The sequence below is a fragment of the uncultured Parasphingorhabdus sp. genome (assembly GCF_963677535.2).
Lineage (GTDB): Bacteria > Pseudomonadota > Alphaproteobacteria > Sphingomonadales > Sphingomonadaceae > Parasphingorhabdus.
In genome coordinates this window covers 668,401-684,913 of record NZ_CAXXUT010000001.1, presented here as the reverse complement: position 1 = coordinate 684,913, position 16,513 = coordinate 668,401, and the positions used below count along the sequence as shown (strand labels likewise).

13 protein-coding genes are annotated in these 16,513 nt (G+C 58.3%); 12 read left to right on the top strand and 1 reads right to left on the bottom strand.

What is annotated here, in order from left to right; all coding sequences use genetic code 11:
- Positions 1-39 precede the first annotated feature (39 nt).
- The 10 genes from ACHZCJ_RS03270 (at position 40) to ACHZCJ_RS03225 (ending at position 14,228) form a co-directional block, all read left to right on the top strand.
- The gene (locus ACHZCJ_RS03270; RefSeq protein ID WP_321323862.1) at positions 40-822 is read left to right on the top strand and encodes an enoyl-CoA hydratase-related protein; all 783 of its coding nucleotides are present in this window, start codon (positions 40-42) and stop codon (positions 820-822) included.
- A 62-nt stretch (positions 823-884) separates the two neighbouring features.
- Positions 885-3,020, top strand: coding sequence for a methylmalonyl-CoA mutase (gene scpA / locus ACHZCJ_RS03265; protein ID WP_321323860.1), 2,136 nt, complete (start codon positions 885-887; stop codon positions 3,018-3,020).
- Positions 3,017-4,120, top strand: coding sequence for a biotin synthase BioB (gene bioB / locus ACHZCJ_RS03260; protein ID WP_321323858.1), 1,104 nt, complete (start codon positions 3,017-3,019; stop codon positions 4,118-4,120). The genes scpA and bioB overlap by 4 nt, the downstream gene beginning before the upstream one ends.
- A 117-nt stretch (positions 4,121-4,237) precedes the next feature.
- A complete protein-coding gene (locus ACHZCJ_RS03255) occupies positions 4,238-6,211 on the top strand; it encodes an acetyl/propionyl/methylcrotonyl-CoA carboxylase subunit alpha (protein ID WP_321324982.1) in 1,974 nt (657 codons plus the stop codon).
- A gap of 34 nt (positions 6,212-6,245) precedes the next feature.
- On the top strand, positions 6,246-7,883 hold the full coding sequence (locus ACHZCJ_RS03250; protein WP_321323856.1) for an MFS transporter: 1,638 nt from the start codon (positions 6,246-6,248) through the stop codon (positions 7,881-7,883).
- 19 nt (positions 7,884-7,902) lie between these two features.
- Positions 7,903-8,958: an alanine racemase gene (alr, locus tag ACHZCJ_RS03245; RefSeq protein ID WP_321323854.1), complete on the top strand. Its 1,056-nt coding sequence runs from the start codon at positions 7,903-7,905 to the stop codon at positions 8,956-8,958.
- A 180-nt stretch (positions 8,959-9,138) separates the two neighbouring features.
- Positions 9,139-9,756 (top strand): polyhydroxyalkanoate synthesis repressor PhaR, encoded by a 618-nt coding sequence (phaR, locus tag ACHZCJ_RS03240; protein ID WP_159642485.1) that lies wholly within the window; start codon positions 9,139-9,141, stop codon positions 9,754-9,756.
- A gap of 31 nt (positions 9,757-9,787) precedes the next feature.
- Positions 9,788-11,323, top strand: coding sequence for a proline--tRNA ligase (proS, locus tag ACHZCJ_RS03235; RefSeq protein ID WP_159642487.1), 1,536 nt, complete (start codon positions 9,788-9,790; stop codon positions 11,321-11,323).
- Positions 11,323-13,626: a ribonuclease R gene (gene rnr / locus ACHZCJ_RS03230; RefSeq protein ID WP_321323850.1), complete on the top strand. Its 2,304-nt coding sequence runs from the start codon at positions 11,323-11,325 to the stop codon at positions 13,624-13,626. The genes proS and rnr overlap by 1 nt, the downstream gene beginning before the upstream one ends.
- A 71-nt stretch (positions 13,627-13,697) precedes the next feature.
- Complete coding sequence (locus ACHZCJ_RS03225) at positions 13,698-14,228, top strand: peroxiredoxin-like family protein (protein WP_321323848.1); 531 nt, start codon at positions 13,698-13,700, stop codon at positions 14,226-14,228.
- Here the strand turns inward: ACHZCJ_RS03225 and ACHZCJ_RS03220 are convergent.
- Complete coding sequence (locus ACHZCJ_RS03220; protein WP_321323846.1) at positions 14,225-14,680, bottom strand: universal stress protein; 456 nt, start codon at positions 14,678-14,680, stop codon at positions 14,225-14,227. The two genes, ACHZCJ_RS03225 and ACHZCJ_RS03220, sit on opposite strands and share 4 nt — an antisense overlap.
- 136 nt (positions 14,681-14,816) lie before the next feature.
- Here ACHZCJ_RS03220 and ACHZCJ_RS03215 point away from each other — a divergent pair, with 136 nt between their 5' ends.
- Positions 14,817-16,127, top strand: coding sequence for a pyruvate dehydrogenase complex dihydrolipoamide acetyltransferase (locus ACHZCJ_RS03215; protein WP_321323844.1), 1,311 nt, complete (start codon positions 14,817-14,819; stop codon positions 16,125-16,127).
- Positions 16,124-16,507, top strand: coding sequence for a hotdog domain-containing protein (locus tag ACHZCJ_RS03210; RefSeq protein WP_321323842.1), 384 nt, complete (start codon positions 16,124-16,126; stop codon positions 16,505-16,507). Before ACHZCJ_RS03215 ends, ACHZCJ_RS03210 begins: the two co-directional genes overlap by 4 nt.
- Positions 16,508-16,513: the final 6 nt, after the last annotated feature.

Sequence of the window (16,513 nt, the reverse complement as noted above, 5' to 3'; positions counted from 1 at the left end):
AACAAGTTCAGGATGACGAAATATTTAAAAGGACCGAACATGGAATTCGAAAATATCAAGCTCGACATCACCGACCAGGTGGCCACCATCACGCTCAACAAGCCGGAGCGGCTGAACGCCTGCTCGCTGGACATGGCGGATGATATCAACGATGCGCTGGATCGTCTCGGCGACGCCCGGGCTCTGGTCATTACTGGCGAAGGCAAGGGCTTCTGTTCCGGCGCTGACCTCCAGGGAGGTCGCGACAGCGAGATTTCCGGCGGGCAGGGCAGCTACAAGGCCTTGATGCTCCATTATAATCCGATGCTGCTCAAGCTGCACAAGCTTAATATTCCCACCATCAGCGCGGTCAATGGCCCTGCCGCGGGCGTCGGCTGTTCGATCGGCCTGGCACCCGATTTCGTGGTCGCCAGCGAGAAAGCCTATTTTCTGCAAGCCTTCGTCAATATCGGGCTGGTTCCCGATGGCGGTGCCAGCTGGATGCTGACGCGTCTGGTCGGCAAAGCACGGGCCACCGAACTGATGATGCTGGGCGAGAAACTGCCTGCAGCCAAAGCGCTTGAATGGGGGGCCATCCACAAAGTCGTCGAAGCGGATGCCCTGATGGATGAGGCCATGGCCCTCGCCAAGCGACTGGCCGGCGGGCCAACTGTGGCGCTGGGCGTCATGCGCAAGAATCTTACCGAAGCACTGGAATGCGATTATGCGACTGCACTGCTTCGCGAGGCGGAAGGCCAGCGAATTGCCGGTGACAGCGAAGATGCGAGGGAAGGCGCTTTGTCTTTCCTGCAGAAACGCAAGTCCGAGTTCAAAGGCAAGTGATGATTTGTATAACTAACGTATATAAGTGAAGCATTTTCCGTTCACCCAAGCATGGCGATATTATGACCGACAAACCGACAATCAAAGACTGGCAGGAACTGGCTGACAAGGAAGTCAAGGGCCGCGACCTTACCTGGGAAACCCCCGAGGGTATTGCCGTCAAGCCGCTCTATACGGCCGAAGATGCCGGCGATCCGGGCTTGCCGGGCTTTGGTCCGTTCACCCGGGGCGTGAAGGCGAGCATGTATGCCGGTCGGCCCTGGACGATCCGCCAATATGCCGGTTTTTCCACCGCCGAAGAATCTAACGCTTTCTATCGTCGCAATCTTGCGGCGGGACAGAAGGGGCTTTCGGTTGCCTTCGATCTCGCAACCCACCGCGGCTATGACAGTGATCATCCGCGCGTGGTCGGCGATGTCGGCAAGGCCGGCGTCGCGATCGACAGCGTCGAGGATATGAAAATCCTGTTCGACCAGATTCCGCTCGACGAAATGTCGGTGTCGATGACGATGAACGGGGCGGTCATTCCGTGTCTCGCTTTCTACATTATTGCCGCGGAAGAACAGGGGGTTTCGCAGGACAAGCTGTCCGGCACGATCCAGAATGATATTCTCAAAGAGTTCATGGTGCGCAACACCTATATCTATCCGCCGGCGCCTTCGATGCGGATCATTTCCGACATTATCGGTTACACGTCCGAGCATATGCCGAAATTCAACAGCATCTCGATCAGCGGCTATCATATGCACGAAGCCGGCGCGACGGCGGTGCAGGAACTGGCCTTCACCATTGCCGACGGCCGCGAATATGCCAAACAGGCGATGGCGACGGGTCTGGATATCGATGCTTTTGCAGGTCGTCTGAGTTTCTTCTTTGGCATCGGCATGAATTTCTTCATGGAAGTGGCCAAACTGCGCGCGGCGCGAACCCTGTGGCATCGCGTTATGACCGATCTCGGCGCTAAGTCGGAACGCTCGAAAATGCTGCGCACCCATTGCCAGACGTCGGGCGTGTCGCTCACCGAGCAAGATCCCTACAATAATGTCATCCGTACCACGATTGAAGCCATGGCCGCGACTTTGGGCGGAACCCAGTCGCTGCACACCAACGCGCTGGATGAAGCGATTGCGCTGCCGACCGATTTCTCGGCACGTATTGCGCGGAACACCCAGATTGTGCTGCAGGAAGAGGCGGGCATCACCAAGGTCGTCGATCCGCTCGGCGGCAGCTATTATGTCGAGGCGCTGACCGAGGAACTGGTCGATAGGGCCTGGGAGATTATCGAACGCGTCGGTTCCGAAGGCGGTATGGCGAAAGCGGTTGCCGATGGCTGGCCGAAAGCCATGATCGAGGAAGCCGCTGCCGGTCGTCAGGCCGCCGTGGACAAGGGCGACGCGGTGATCGTTGGCGTCAACAAATACCGCCTTCCTGAAGAAGACGCGATGGAAACGCTCGATATCGACAATGCCAAGGTTCGGCAGGGCCAGATTGCCCGGCTCGAAAAAATGCGTGCTGATCGGGATGAAGCGGCCTGTCAGGCAGCGCTCAAGGCGCTGACCGACGGTGCGAAAGGCGGCGGCAATGTGCTGGCGCTCGCCGTCGATGCGGCGCGTCAGCGCGCTTCGCTCGGAGAGATTTCCGATGCGATGGAAGCGGTGTTCGGCCGTTACGAAACCAAGCCGACGCCGGTGAAGGGCATTTACGGCAAGGCCTATGAAAATGATGCCCGTTACGCCATGGTCATCGACGGCGTCGACGCGGTCTCGCAACGGCTTGGTCGCAAGCCGAAAATCCTGGTCGCGAAAATGGGGCAGGACGGCCATGATCGTGGTGCCAATGTCGTTTCCAGCGCCTTTACCGATATGGGCTTTGACGTGATTTCCGGGCCTCTGTTCCAGACGCCCGGCGAAACCCGCGATCTGGCTCTGGCGGAAAATGTCGACGCGGTCGGCGCGTCCAGCCTGGCGGCGGGCCACAAGACCTTGATCCCGGAACTGATCAACCTGCTGAAGGAATCCGGACGCGGCGATATCAAGGTATTTGCCGGTGGCGTCATCCCGGCCAAGGATTATGAATTTCTCCGCAAAAGCGGCGTGGTCGGAATCTATGGACCGGGCAGCAATATTGTGGAATGTGCCGCGGACATCTTGAGACTGCTGGGGCATAATATGCCTCCCGAAGAGGAAGCTGCGGAATGAGTTTAGACGAAAATATCAGTGCACCTGCGCAGGCAGGTGCCCATCTCCCGCCATCGCGTCCGGACGAGCAGGTCCGAGATGGGGCCCTGCCTTCGCAGGGACACGAGGTCCGCAACGACTGGACCCGCGAGGACATCGCGGCCCTGTTCAACCTGCCGTTCGACGAACTGGTCTTCCAGGCCGCAACCGTCCACCGCGCCAACCACACGCCGGGCGAGGTGCAACTCTCGACTCTGCTGTCGATCAAGACCGGCGGTTGCCCCGAGGATTGCGGCTACTGCAATCAGTCTGCGGGCGCAAAATCCGGGTTGAAAGCGGAAAAACTGATGGATGTGCGCGCCGTTCTGCAATCGGCGGCGCAGGCGAAGGACCGCGGCAGCTCGCGCTTCTGCATGGGCGCTGCCTGGCGCAACCCCAAGGACCGCGACATGCCGGCGATCATCGAGATGATCAAGGGCGTCCGGCAGATGGGCATGGAAACCTGCATGACGCTGGGCATGCTGACCAAGGAACAGTCCGAAATGCTGTCCGAGGCAGGCCTCGATTATTACAACCACAATATCGACACCTCGCCGGAACATTATGAGAAGGTGATCACCACGCGCACCTTCGGCGACCGGCTCGAGACTCTGGAAAATGTCCGCAACAGCGGCATCAACGTCTGTTCCGGCGGTATCGTCGGCATGGGGGAGACCCGGGAAGACCGGGTCGGCTTTGTCCATGCTCTGGCGACCTTGCCGAAACATCCGGAAAGCGTTCCGGTTAATGCGCTGGTCCCGGTCAAGGGCACGGTGCTCGGCGATATGCTCGCCGACACGCCGCTGGCGAAGATCGACGATATCGAATTTGTCCGCACGATCGCCGTGGCACGGATCACCATGCCCGCCTCGATGGTGCGCCTGTCCGCTGGCCGCGAAAGCATGAGCGAAAGCACGCAGGCATTGTGTTTCCTTGCCGGTGCCAACAGCATCTTCACCGGCGACAAATTGCTGACCACGGGCAATGCCGGGGACGATGCGGACGAGACATTGTTCGCTAAACTGGGTCTGGTTCCGATGGAAGCCGAACCGCGGGAATGCAAGCTGGAGGCGGCGGAGTGAGCTTATATTTTCGTCATGCTGAACTTGTTTCAGCATCCACTTATCAACAATCACCGTCAGTGCTTTTCGCACGATGGACCCTGAAACAAGTTCAGGGTGACGAACTGCTGGAGTCATATTTTGTTTAAGAAAATCCTGATCGCAAACCGTGGTGAAATCGCCTGTCGCGTCATTCGCACTGCCCAGAAAATGGGGATCAAGACGGTCGCCGTCTATTCCGATGCGGATGCGCGAAGTCCGCATGTCCGGATGGCGGATGAAGCCGTGCATATCGGTCCGTCTCCTGCTGCGGAATCCTACCTGATCGCCGAAAAGATCATCCAGGCTTGCAAGGACACCGGCGCGGAAGCCGTGCATCCCGGCTATGGTTTTCTGTCCGAGCGGACCAGCTTTGCGCAGGAACTGGCGGACAATGATATTGCCTTCATCGGGCCGCCACCCAACGCGATCGCCGCGATGGGCGACAAGATCGAGTCGAAGAAGCTCGCCGAAAAGGCTGGCGTCAGCGTTGTCCCCGGTCATATTGGCGAGATTGACGATACCGAACATGCTGTGCGCATTTCTTCGGAAATCGGCTATCCGGTGATGATGAAGGCCAGCGCCGGCGGCGGCGGCAAGGGCATGCGGCTCGCTTGGAACGAGAAAGACGTCCGCGAAGGCTTTGAAGCGACCAAGCGCGAAGGGCTTGCCAGCTTTGGCGATGACCGCGTGTTTATCGAGAAATTCATCGAACAGCCGCGCCATATCGAAATCCAGGTGCTCGGCGACAAACATGGCAATGTCATCTATCTCGGCGAACGCGAATGTTCGATCCAGCGACGCCACCAGAAGGTTGTCGAGGAAGCACCATCGCCGTTCGTCGATCCCGAAATGCGCAAGAAGATGGGCGAACAGGCCGTCGCGCTGTCGCAGGCCGTCGGCTATTATAGCGCCGGTACGGTCGAGCTGATCGTCGGCGCGGACAAGAGCTTTTATTTCCTCGAAATGAACACCCGTCTGCAGGTCGAACATCCGGTCACCGAATATATCACCGGTCTCGATCTGGTCGAACAGATGATCCGCGTCGCCTATGGCGAGAAACTGCCGCTGACGCAGGATGATGTGACGCTGACCGGCTGGGCGGTCGAAAACCGCGTCTATGCCGAAGATCCTTATCGCGGCTTCCTGCCTTCCACTGGTCGTCTGGTCAAATATCGGCCACCGGAAGCGGAAGAAGGTATTCGCGTTGACGATGGCGTGGCCGAAGGCGGCGAGGTGTCGATCTTCTATGATCCGATGATCGCGAAGCTGATCACCTATGGTGAAACCCGCATCGAGGCAATTGATCGCCAGATCGACGCGCTCAACCGGTTCGAGCTGGTCGGTCCCGGTCACAATATCGATTTCCTCTCGGCGCTGATGCAGCACGAGCGTTTCCGCGAAGGCAATATCACCACCAATTTCATCGCCGAGGAATATCCGGACGGTTTTCATGGCGCTCCGGCGTCGGACGAACTGCTGGTTAATCTTGCCGCCATTGGCGCTTTTGCAGCCACCGCCCATGCGGATCGGGCGCGCCGAGTCGATAATCAGCTCGGCAAGCGTCTCGAAGCGCCCTCCGAATGGCAGGTGAAGATCGGCGACAAGATCATGGATGTGCTGATTTCCGAAGAGGAAATCTCGGTCGATGGCACGGCTGTGGACCTGTCGATGGAATATACACCGGGCGATAGTCTGATTCTCGCCGAAGTTGCAGACAAGCCGCTGTCGGTGAAGATCGCGAAAAGCTCCGACGGTTTCGCACTCAACAGTCATGGCGCAACCCACAAGGCACGGATCCTGCCCGCCCATGTTGCGCAACATGCGGTGCACATGATCGAGAAGATCCCGCCCGATCTGTCAAAATTCCTGCTTTGCCCAATGCCCGGCTTGCTGGTCGCGCTGCACGTGGGCGAGGGCGATAGCGTGGTCGAGGGGCAACCTCTGGCCGTGGTCGAGGCGATGAAGATGGAGAATATTCTCCGTGCCGAGAAAAATGGCGTGGTAAAATCGGTGGAAGCCGCGCAGGGTGATAGCCTTGCCGTTGATGCGGTGATACTCGAACTGGAATAGACCGATTGAACAACGCCTCGGGGAGGGCACAGATATGGCCAGTGAAGCTGCGATAGCGGGACAACGCGAACCGACGCAGAAGGAAATAAGACTGGTCATAGCGGCGTCCTCTGCCGGCACCATTTTCGAATGGTACGATTTTTTCATCTACGGCACGCTCTTCTACATTATCGGGCCGACCTTTTTCCCTAGCGGCAATCCGACGCTGGAAATCCTGATGGTCTGGGCGACCTTCGCCATCGGCTTCGGTTTCCGTCCGGTGGGCGCCATTCTTTTCGGTTTTCTCGGCGACAAGCTGGGCCGCAAATATACGTTCCTTGTTACGGTAACCCTGATGGGGATTGCCACGGCAGGGGTTGGTTTCATTCCAAGCGCCGAGACGATCGGGCTGGCGGCGCCGCTGATCGTGATCTTTCTGCGGATATTGCAGGGTCTGGCGCTGGGCGGCGAATATGGTGGCGCGGCGATTTATGTCGCGGAACATGCGCCGACCAACAAGCGCGGCTATTATACCAGCTATATCCAGGCCAGCGTTGCCGGCGGGTTCGTCCTGTCGATCGGAGTCATTCTGGCCTGTCGCTTCCTGATTCCGGAACAGGAATTTAATGACTGGGGCTGGCGGGTGCCCTTCCTGCTGTCGATCATGCTGCTGGCAATATCACTGTGGATGCGTCTGAAGCTGAACGAGAGCCCCGTTTTTCAGGCAATGAAGGCGGCAGGTGAAACGGCGGGCAACCCTTTTGTCGAAAGTTTCACCTACCCTGGCAACAAGAAGCGGATTTTTGTCGCGCTGTTCGGCATCACCGGCGTGTTGACCACCATCTGGTATACCGCCTTCTTTTCCGGCATGTCCTTTCTTCGCGGGCCAATGAACATGGAGGCGCGCACCGTTGACATCGTCCTGTTTGTCTCCGGTCTGATTGCCATGTCGTTTTACCTTGTTGTTGGGAAATGGTCGGACCGGGTCGGGCGCAAGAAACCGATTGTCGTCGGTGCGCTGCTGTCGCTGCTGCTGCTCTTTCCAGCGTTCTGGGGATTGGGGCAGCTCGCCAATCCCGGTCTGGCGGAAGCCGCCAAGGCCCATCCCGTGCGGGTGGAGGGCAGTGCCTGCAGCACCGATCCTTTTGCCGAACTGTTCAGTCGGGAACAGAGCGATTGCGGTAAAATTCTGGAAACCCTGACATCTGCCGGCGTGTCCTATACATTGGTCGATGCCAGCGAACTGAAATTGAGCGCTGGCAACAACCCGATCGCTATCGAGCCTTCGTGGCTGGAAGACGGGGCTGCGCGCAGCAGCGGCATTCGCGCTGCGCTGGCCGCATATGGCTATGATTTTGCCAGGCAGCAGCCGGGCATGGCCAGCATATTGGGGATCGTCGCCATCCTGCTGGTGCTCGGGGCCCTCAGTGCCTTGACCTACGGATCGGTCGCCGCTCTGCTGTCAGAAATGTTCCCGGCCAAAATCCGCTATAGCTCGATGTCGATTCCCTATCATATCGGCGCCGGCTATCTCGGTGGCTTCCTGCCGCTGATTGCCGGATATATCGTGGCGCGTTCCGGCGATATATACGCCGGTCTCTGGTACACATGGGTGGTCGTCGCATTCGGTGCGGCCGTTGCCTGGTGGGGCATTCCAAACGACCCGGAAGCGGCTCTCGACGAAGCGGCCTAAAGGCCCTATCGGTCGCTTCATGAGTGACGACAAACCGAATATTCCGCCGACCGCATGCGTGAAGCTGGACTCAGACGCGCTGCTTGCCAACTGGCGCGCGCTTGACCTTATGTCGGGCGCAGCAAAGGCCGGAGCTGCGGTTAAGGCCAACGCTTATGGTCTGGGCGCCCGCAATGTCGTGGCCAGGCTGGTCGCGGCGGGTTGCACCGACTTTTTCGTCGCCAATTGGCAGGAAGCGCAGGAAATCGAAGACCTGACCACGGGCAAGGCACAAGTGTCGGTGCTCAACGGGGTGCGTGCAGCCGATTTGCCCTTCGCGCTCCGTTCTCCGGCCAAGCCTGTGCTGAACAGTCTTGAGCAGGTGCAGCGCTGGAAGTCCAGCGGCAGGTCCTGCGACATCATGATCAACAGCGGCATGAACCGGCTCGGTATCAATGTGGAAGATCTGGACGCCGGTCTGTTTGCCGGGATGGCGATCGATATGGTGATGAGCCACCTCGCCTCGGCCGACGAGGACGGGCCGCAAAATGGGGAGCAGCTCTCGCGATATAATGCTGCGCTGGAAATCGTGACCGGCAAGCGGGCCAGTCTTGCCAACAGCGCCGGTATCGCACTTGGGAGCGACTATCATTTCGATGTGACCCGCCCCGGTCTTTCTCTTTACGGCGGAATCCAGCGCCCGGATCTGGACGGCGTCATCACTCAGGTCGCAGTTCCGCAGGCGGAAATCATCCAGGTGCGCTCGCTTCAAGCGGGGGACAAGCTCGGCTATAACGCGCAGTATATTGCGGCCGAACCGCACAAGGTCGGCATATTGGCGATGGGCTATGCCGATGGCTATTTGCGCGGTTTTTCCAACAACGGCATGTTCATGCATGACGGATATCTGCTGCCGGTGCTGGGCCGCGTGTCTATGGACCTGATCGCGATCGATCTCGCGGCAGCGCCCTGTCTGCAAGAAGGCGACTGGGTCGACTGCGAATATGATCTGGAAGTTGCCTCTGCCCAGTCGGGCCTGTCGCAATATGAGCTGATCACCGGTCTTGGCAACCGGCTTGCCCGCGACTGGACATAGCGCCGTAACAATACTGTATTTCTACGCAGTTGCACAAAATATAAATGCTGCGCAAAAAACACTGATAACGACAAAAGTTGCGGCAATGCACAAATAGGTTTAGTGCTCTTGCAACATATAAATAATTGTCGGTTGGAAAGTCCTCATCAAGAACAGGATTTTAACCCGTCGGGAGCAGATATGGCCAAGTCCAAGAACATAAATCCAGGTGATCCTATAACGATCAAGAAATATGCCAACCGGCGTCTCTACAACACCGAGACCTCGAGCTATATCACGCTCGACTTTCTCGCCGAGATGACTCGCAACGATCAGGATTTTATCGTGGTCGATGCGAAGACCGGCGAGGATATCACACATAATGTACTGACTCAGATCATCGTCGACGAGGAAAGCAGCGGCAAGCAGATGCTGCCGGTCAAATTCCTGCGTCAATTGATCTCCATGTATGGTAACAGCATGCAATCCCTGATGCCTTCCTATCTCGAGGCTTCGATGGATAATTTCCGCAAGAACCAGAAGCAGTTTCAGGAAGCGGTTGAAGGCGCGCTCAACAAAAACCCGCTGGGCCAGATGGCGGTGAAGAACCAGAAGCAATTTCAGGAAGCGGTAGAAAATGCGCTGAAGGCCAGTCCGTTGGCCGGGGTTTTCGAAAAGGCATTGAGTATCGGTCAGGGTGACCGGAACGAAAGCGAAGATGAAGCGGAAAATCAATTGTCCGACAAGGATATTGAAATTATGGAGCTGAAAAAACAGTTGGCGGATATCCAGTCCAAAATTGACAAGATCGACAACTGATCTTCAGCCCCATAACCCGCAGGAAAAACCAGTGAAGAAAAATGCCCTATCCATTACCCGGGAAAAAGATTTCGCGGGATGGTATCAACAGGTGATTACAGAAGCCGACATGGCCGAGGAGTCCGGCGTGCGCGGCAGCATGATCATGCGGCCCTGGGGCTATGGCATCTGGGAACGGGTGCAATTTCTGATGGACCAGCGGATCAAGGCGTCTGGTCATGAAAATTGCTATTTCCCGCTGTTCATCCCGCTCAGCTATTTCTCGAAAGAGGCCGAGCATGTCGACGGCTTTGCCAAGGAGATGGCGGTTGTCACGCATCACCGGCTGATCAAGGGCGACGATGGCGGGCTGGTCGTCGATCCGGAAGCCAAGCTGGAAGAGCCGCTGGTCGTGCGGCCGACCTCCGAGACCGTGATCGGCACCGCTTTTGCCCGCTGGGTGCAAAGCTGGCGCGACCTGCCGGTGATGATCAATCAATGGGCCAATGTGGTGCGCTGGGAAATGCGCACCAGAATGTTTCTGCGGACCACGGAATTTCTCTGGCAGGAAGGCCATACGGCCCACGCCACCAAGGCCGAGGCGATGGAAGAAACGCTCAACGCGCTGGAAATGTACCGCGACTTTTCGGAAAGCGTGCTGGCCATGCCGGTCGTCGCCGGAGAGAAGCCGGAGAATGAACGTTTTCCGGGCGCCGATGCGACTTATTCGATCGAGGCGATGATGCAGGATGGCAAGGCCTTGCAGGCGGGCACCAGCCATTTTCTCGGCCAGACGTTCAGCAAGGCGCAGAATATCCGCTATCAGGACAAGGAAGGCGAGTTCCAGTTTGCCTACACGACCAGCTGGGGTACGTCGACGCGGATGATCGGCGGCGTCATCATGACCCATGGCGATGACGACGGCATGCGCGTGCCGCCGCTTATTGCGCCCTATCAGGTGGTGATCGTGCCGATGCTGCGCGACAAGCCGGAAGACGAAGCCGTGCTGGACTATTGCAAGGCGCTGGCGCAGGACATTGGCAAGCTGAGAGCCTTTGACGAACCGGTCCGGGTAAAGCTGGATATCACGGGCGCCAAGACCCAGACCAAGCGCTGGTCCTGGATCAAGAAAGGCGCGCCGGTCATATTGGAAATCGGACCGCGCGACATGGCCGACGACAAGGTGGCGATGATCCGGCGTGACGCGCTCTATCAGGACAGCGGCAAACTCGACACGAAATTTCTCGCCCGGGCGGATTTCATTCCGGAAATCCCGGTGCTTTTGTCCGAGGTCCAGTCGGCATTGCACGCGGAAGCCAGGCAGCGGCTTGAGGGCAATATCACGCGCGGTGTCGAACATTGGTCAGACGTCGAGCGGTTTTACAAAGAGAATAAGAAACATCCGGGCTGGCTCGAAGTGCAATGGTGCAAGGCCACCGCTGACGAACTGGACGGGATCGAAGAACGGCTGAAAAAGCTGAAGCTGACTTTCCGTAATGTTCCGGTGGATGCCGCGCCGGCAGACGGGGTCTGCATCTTCACCGGCAAGCCGGCGGTCGAGCGGATCATCATCGGCAAAGCATATTGATGGCAGGTCCGAGAAAAACCCACAAACCGAAGCAGGTTCCCACGCGCAAACAGATACTGGATTTTATCGAGCGGTCCGACCAGCAGGTCGGCAAGCGGGAAATCGCGAAAGCCTTCGGATTGCGGGGATCGGACAAGATTGCGCTGAAAGCGCTGCTCAAGGATATGGCTGATGAAGGGCTGATCGACAGCACGCCGGGACGGGCGTTCCACAAGATGGGCGGTATTCCCAAAGTTACCGTCCTCAAGATCGTTGAAATAGACGGCAATGAAGCGATCGGGATTCCCGAGCGCTGGGAAGCCGACAATGCGCCTGCACCTAAGCTGCGCATCAAGGAAAAAGGTCGCCGTGCGGCGCTGGCCGTTGGTGACCGGATTTTGGCGCGGACAGAATCCCGCGGGCAGGGGCATGTCGCCTTTTTGATGAAGAAGCTCGCCCAGAGCAGCGAGATGCTGATGGGTGTGGTCGAGAAAGACGAACGCGACCGCTATTGGCTGAAGCCGGTAGACCGGAAAATTCGTCGCAGCACGCCAATTCTTGATCTTGGTGAAGCCGAACCGGGCAATCTGGTTCTGGCCGAACCGGTTAAGCGGGGATCCGAAGTCAAGGCGCGGGTGAAGGACATATTGGGCGACCCGTTCGCTCCCAAGTCGTTCAGTCTGATCGCCATTCACAAATTCGAGATACCGCTCCATTTTCCTGATGCGGTGAAAGAGGAAGCGGAACAGGCGACCAGACTGCCGGTGTCGAAGGAAAAGCGGGAAGATCTTCGGCATCTGCCGATTGTCGCGATCGATCCGGCCGATGCCCGTGACCATGATGACGCGATCTGGGCCGAGCCGGATGACAGTCCGGATAACAAGGGCGGCTTCAATGCACTGATCGCGATTGCCGATGTGTCCTATTATGTCCGTTCGGGTAGCAAGCTCGACCGCGAGGCGTATAAGCGCGGCAACAGCGTCTATTTCCCCGATCGGGTCGTACCGATGCTACCCGAAGCATTGTCCACCGATGTCTGTTCGCTGAAACAGGGCGTCGACCGGGCGGCTTTGGTCTGTCACGTCACCATCGACGCGAAAGGGAAGGTGATCGGTTCCCGCTTTACCCGCGCGATCGTCAAGCTTGCGGGCAATATCGCCTATGAAGATGCCCAGGCAGCGATGGACGGGAAACGGGATCATCCGCTGAAGAACAATGCGCTGAAACCTCTGTGGGCTTGCTGGAAGCTGCTCGCCAAGGCGCGCGACGAACGCGAACCGCTCAATCTGGATCTACCGGAAAAGCGGGTGGTGCTCGACGATCAGGGCAAGATTGTCGAAATCGCCGTCCGCGAACGGCTCGATGCGCATCGTCTGGTCGAGGATTTTATGATCGTCGCCAATGTCGCGGCGGCGCGGATGCTGGAATCGAAAAAATCTCCGGTCATCTATCGGGTGCACGAAACGCCATCCCGCGAGAAGCTGATCGCGCTGAAGGATTATCTCAAGAGCTTCGACATGAGCTTTGCCATGGGGCAGGTGATCAAGCCGGCGGTATTCAACAATCTGATCCGGCAGGTCGACGACGAACTGCTGCTGCCTCTGGTCATGGAACAGATTTTGCGCAGCCAGACCCAGGCTTATTACGGCCATACCAATATGGGCCATTTCGGCCTGTCGCTGGGCAGTTACGCCCATTTCACCAGCCCGATCCGGCGCTATGCCGATCTGGTTGTGCACCGTGCGCTGGTCACCGCTTGCAAGCTGGAACAACCGGCGCCACAGAACAGCGCCATTCCGGAATTTTCCGGACTGGGCAAGGAAGAGGCCGGGCGTCTCGAACGGATTTCCGAAACAATTTCCAAGCTCGAACGCCGCGCGATGAAGGCGGAATGGGAAACCGTGGACCGCTATATCTCGGCCCATCTCGCAGACCGGATCGGCGAGGTTGTCAAATGCCGGATCACCGGCGTCCAGAATTTCGGCTTTTTTGCTACGGTCGAGGACCTCGGCGGCGATGGTCTGGTGCCGGTTCGGACGCTGGGCGCCGAACGGTTCGACTATGACGAGGCCAAGCAGCAGCTGACCGGCATGGAGAGCGGCACTGCCTATAATATCGGCCAGAAGATCGAACTGCGTCTGGTCGAGGCGAATGCCGCCACCGGCAGTCTGTTGTTCGAATTGCCCGAAGGCGCCAATCATATGGGATCGCGTCCTGCGCCCTATAGGCCGGGCAAAGGCAAGGGCAAAGTCCATCGCAAGGGGAAACCGGGACGGCCTGCCAATATTCGGGGAAACAAAGGCAAGGCCCGGAGAAAGAAATAGTTCATTGTCACCGGGCAACCAATGCGCTCGAATAGGGGTATAGATTATCAACAGAAAAGGAATTCCCCCCTATGCCTAATATCCTTCCGACACAGACAGTCCCCGATTTCACGGTTCCGCTGATCGATGGTGGCCAGTTCCAGCTCAGCCAGCGGCTTGGCGAAAATTTCACGCTGCTGCTATTCTATCGCGGCGTGCACTGCCCGATCTGCAAGATGCAGTTGCGCGACTTGCAGCGCAAACTTGGCGATTTTGCCGAGCGCGGTATCACCGTCGTCGCGATCAGCATGGACAGCAAGGAACGGGCGGAGAAATCGGTCGAAGAGTGGGGCATTGACGATTTGCTGCTCGGCTACGGGCTCGGTGAAGATCTGGCCCGCGATATGGGACTCTATGTTTCATCGGGTCGTCCAGGCAGCAAAGAGCCGTCGATCTTCTCCGAACCGGCGATGCTGCTGGTCAGGCCCGACCAGACGCTTTATTTCGCCAGCATCCAGAGCATGCCCTTCACCCGGCCGCCGCTCGACGAACTGCTCAAGGGTATCGATTTCGCGCTGGAAAACGACTATCCCGCCCGCGGCGAACTGGCAAAAGCGGACTAGCTCAACCGGTCAATCTCTTCCTTGGTCAGTGACCCGGGTACAACCATCACCGGGCAGGGCAGAGTCCCTGCCTCGGTGGCGGCAAAATGACTGACCAGCGGTCCGGGCGCGCCCGTGGCCGCGGCCCCCAGCACCAATGCGCCCAGGCCGTCGACTTCGTCCATCATCTCCCGTACCACTTTAGGGCCCTTGCCCTGTTTGACCGTGATCGAGGGACGGATGCCCGTTTCCTCGAACAATGTGCCGGCCGCGCTGGAGACCAGTGCCTCGGCGCGACTCTTCGCTTCTTCCTCGAGCGTCGCCTGCACGCCACCCCAGGCCACGAAGTCCTCGCTCTCCACCAGCGCCAGAATATGCAGGGCGCTGTTCGTCTTCATTGCCCGGCGCGAGGCGAAGCGCAGCGCGAGGCTGGCCTCGTCGGTCTCGTCGATTACTACCAGATAGGTGCGCATGAACCATCCTCTCCCTGTCAAAAACACTTGTTGCGATAAAAACAGCCGCAAGGCAAGCGACTGGCCTTGACGGCATTGGCGCAATGTTGGACAGCTTTTGGCGATAACAGGACTCATTCAGGAAAGATAACCGGCCATGCCCATTAACCTCCAAATGCCTGCGCTCTCCCCGACCATGGAAGAAGGAACGCTCGCCAAGTGGCTGGTGAAAGAGGGTGACAGCATATCTTCCGGTGACTTGCTGGCGGAAATTGAAACCGACAAGGCGACCATGGAATTCGAAGCGATCGACGAGGGGGTGATCGCCAAGATACTGGTTGCTGAGGGCACGGATAATGTGAAGGTTGGCGATGTAATCGCGATCATTGCCGAAGAAGGCGAGGAGGTCGGTGATGCAAAAGCCGCGCCTGCACCAAAAGCGGAAAAAGCCGCAGAACCAGCAACGCAAAAGGAAGAACCGGCTCCGGCACCGAAGCCGGCGCCAAAGGCCAGCCCGGCACCGACGCCGAAGGCTGCTGCCCAGTCCGGCGACGATCGCCTGAAAATCAGTCCGCTGGCACGCCGTCTCGCCGAACAGAAAGGCGTCGATCTGTCCGCCGTGACCGGTTCCGGCCCCGGCGGGCGTATCGTAAAGGCCGATATTGATGCGGCCGAAGGCGGCACGGCTCCGGCCAAGGCAGAAGCCGCTGCTCCGGCGCCAAGCGCCGCACCAGCGCCGGCAGCGAAGAAAAGCGCCGCGGCGGGCAGCGAGTTCGATATTCCGCACACCGTCGAGAAACTTTCCGGCATGCGTAAAACCATCGCGCGCCGCCTGACCGAGGCCAAGCAGACCATCCCGCATTATCGCGTCAGCATCGATATCAATATCGACAAGCTGCTGAAACTGCGCGGCGAACTCAACGCTTCGCTCGAAGCGCGTGGTATCAAATTGTCGGTCAACGATTTGCTGATCAAGGCGCAGGCGGTTGCGCTGATGCAGGCGCCGGACTGTAATGTCAGCTATACCGAAGATAATCTGATCCGCTACGAGCGCGCCGATATCGCCGTTGCGGTGAGCATCAAGGGCGGTCTGATCACCCCGATCATCACCAGCGCCGATACCAAGTCGCTCAGCGCCATTGCCACCGAGATGAAAGATCTTGCCGAGCGCGCCAAGGCCGGCAAACTCAAGATGCACGAATATCAGGGCGGCACTGCGAGCCTGTCCAACATGGGCATGTTCGGCGTGACGACCTTTGATGCGGTGATCAATCCGCCGCAGGCGATGATCCTGGCGATCAGCGCCGGCATCAAGAAACCGGTGGTGATCGACGACAGTGTCCAGATCGCCACGATCATGACCGCTACCGGCAGCTTTGACCATCGCGCGATTGATGGTGCGACCGGTGCGGCCTTCATGAAGGCGTTCAAGGAAACCGTTGAAAATCCAATGGGGATGCTCGCTTGACGGAACTGAGCGGAAAAATCCCTGCTATCCGAACCATCGTGATGCCCACCGAAGGCATTCCTTATGGCGTTGCCTTTGGCGGCTGGCTGATGGCGCAGATGGCACAGGCCGGCGGCGCGCTGGCAGCGCAGCATAGTCGGCACCAGTCGGTTGTAGTCGGCGCGAACGATGTCCGTTTCGGGCACCCGGTTGAAATTGGTGATGAATTGTCGGTCTATGCGGAATTTTCCAAAATCGGCCGCAGTTCGATGACCGTTCAGGTCGAAACATATCGCCGTGACCGGCATGCGGATGAAATGACCAAAGCTGCATCGGGTGTCTACACATTTGTGGCTGTTGACGGAGACGGGAAGCCTGTGCGGGTCCCCGCTCTAGATTAAAGATTA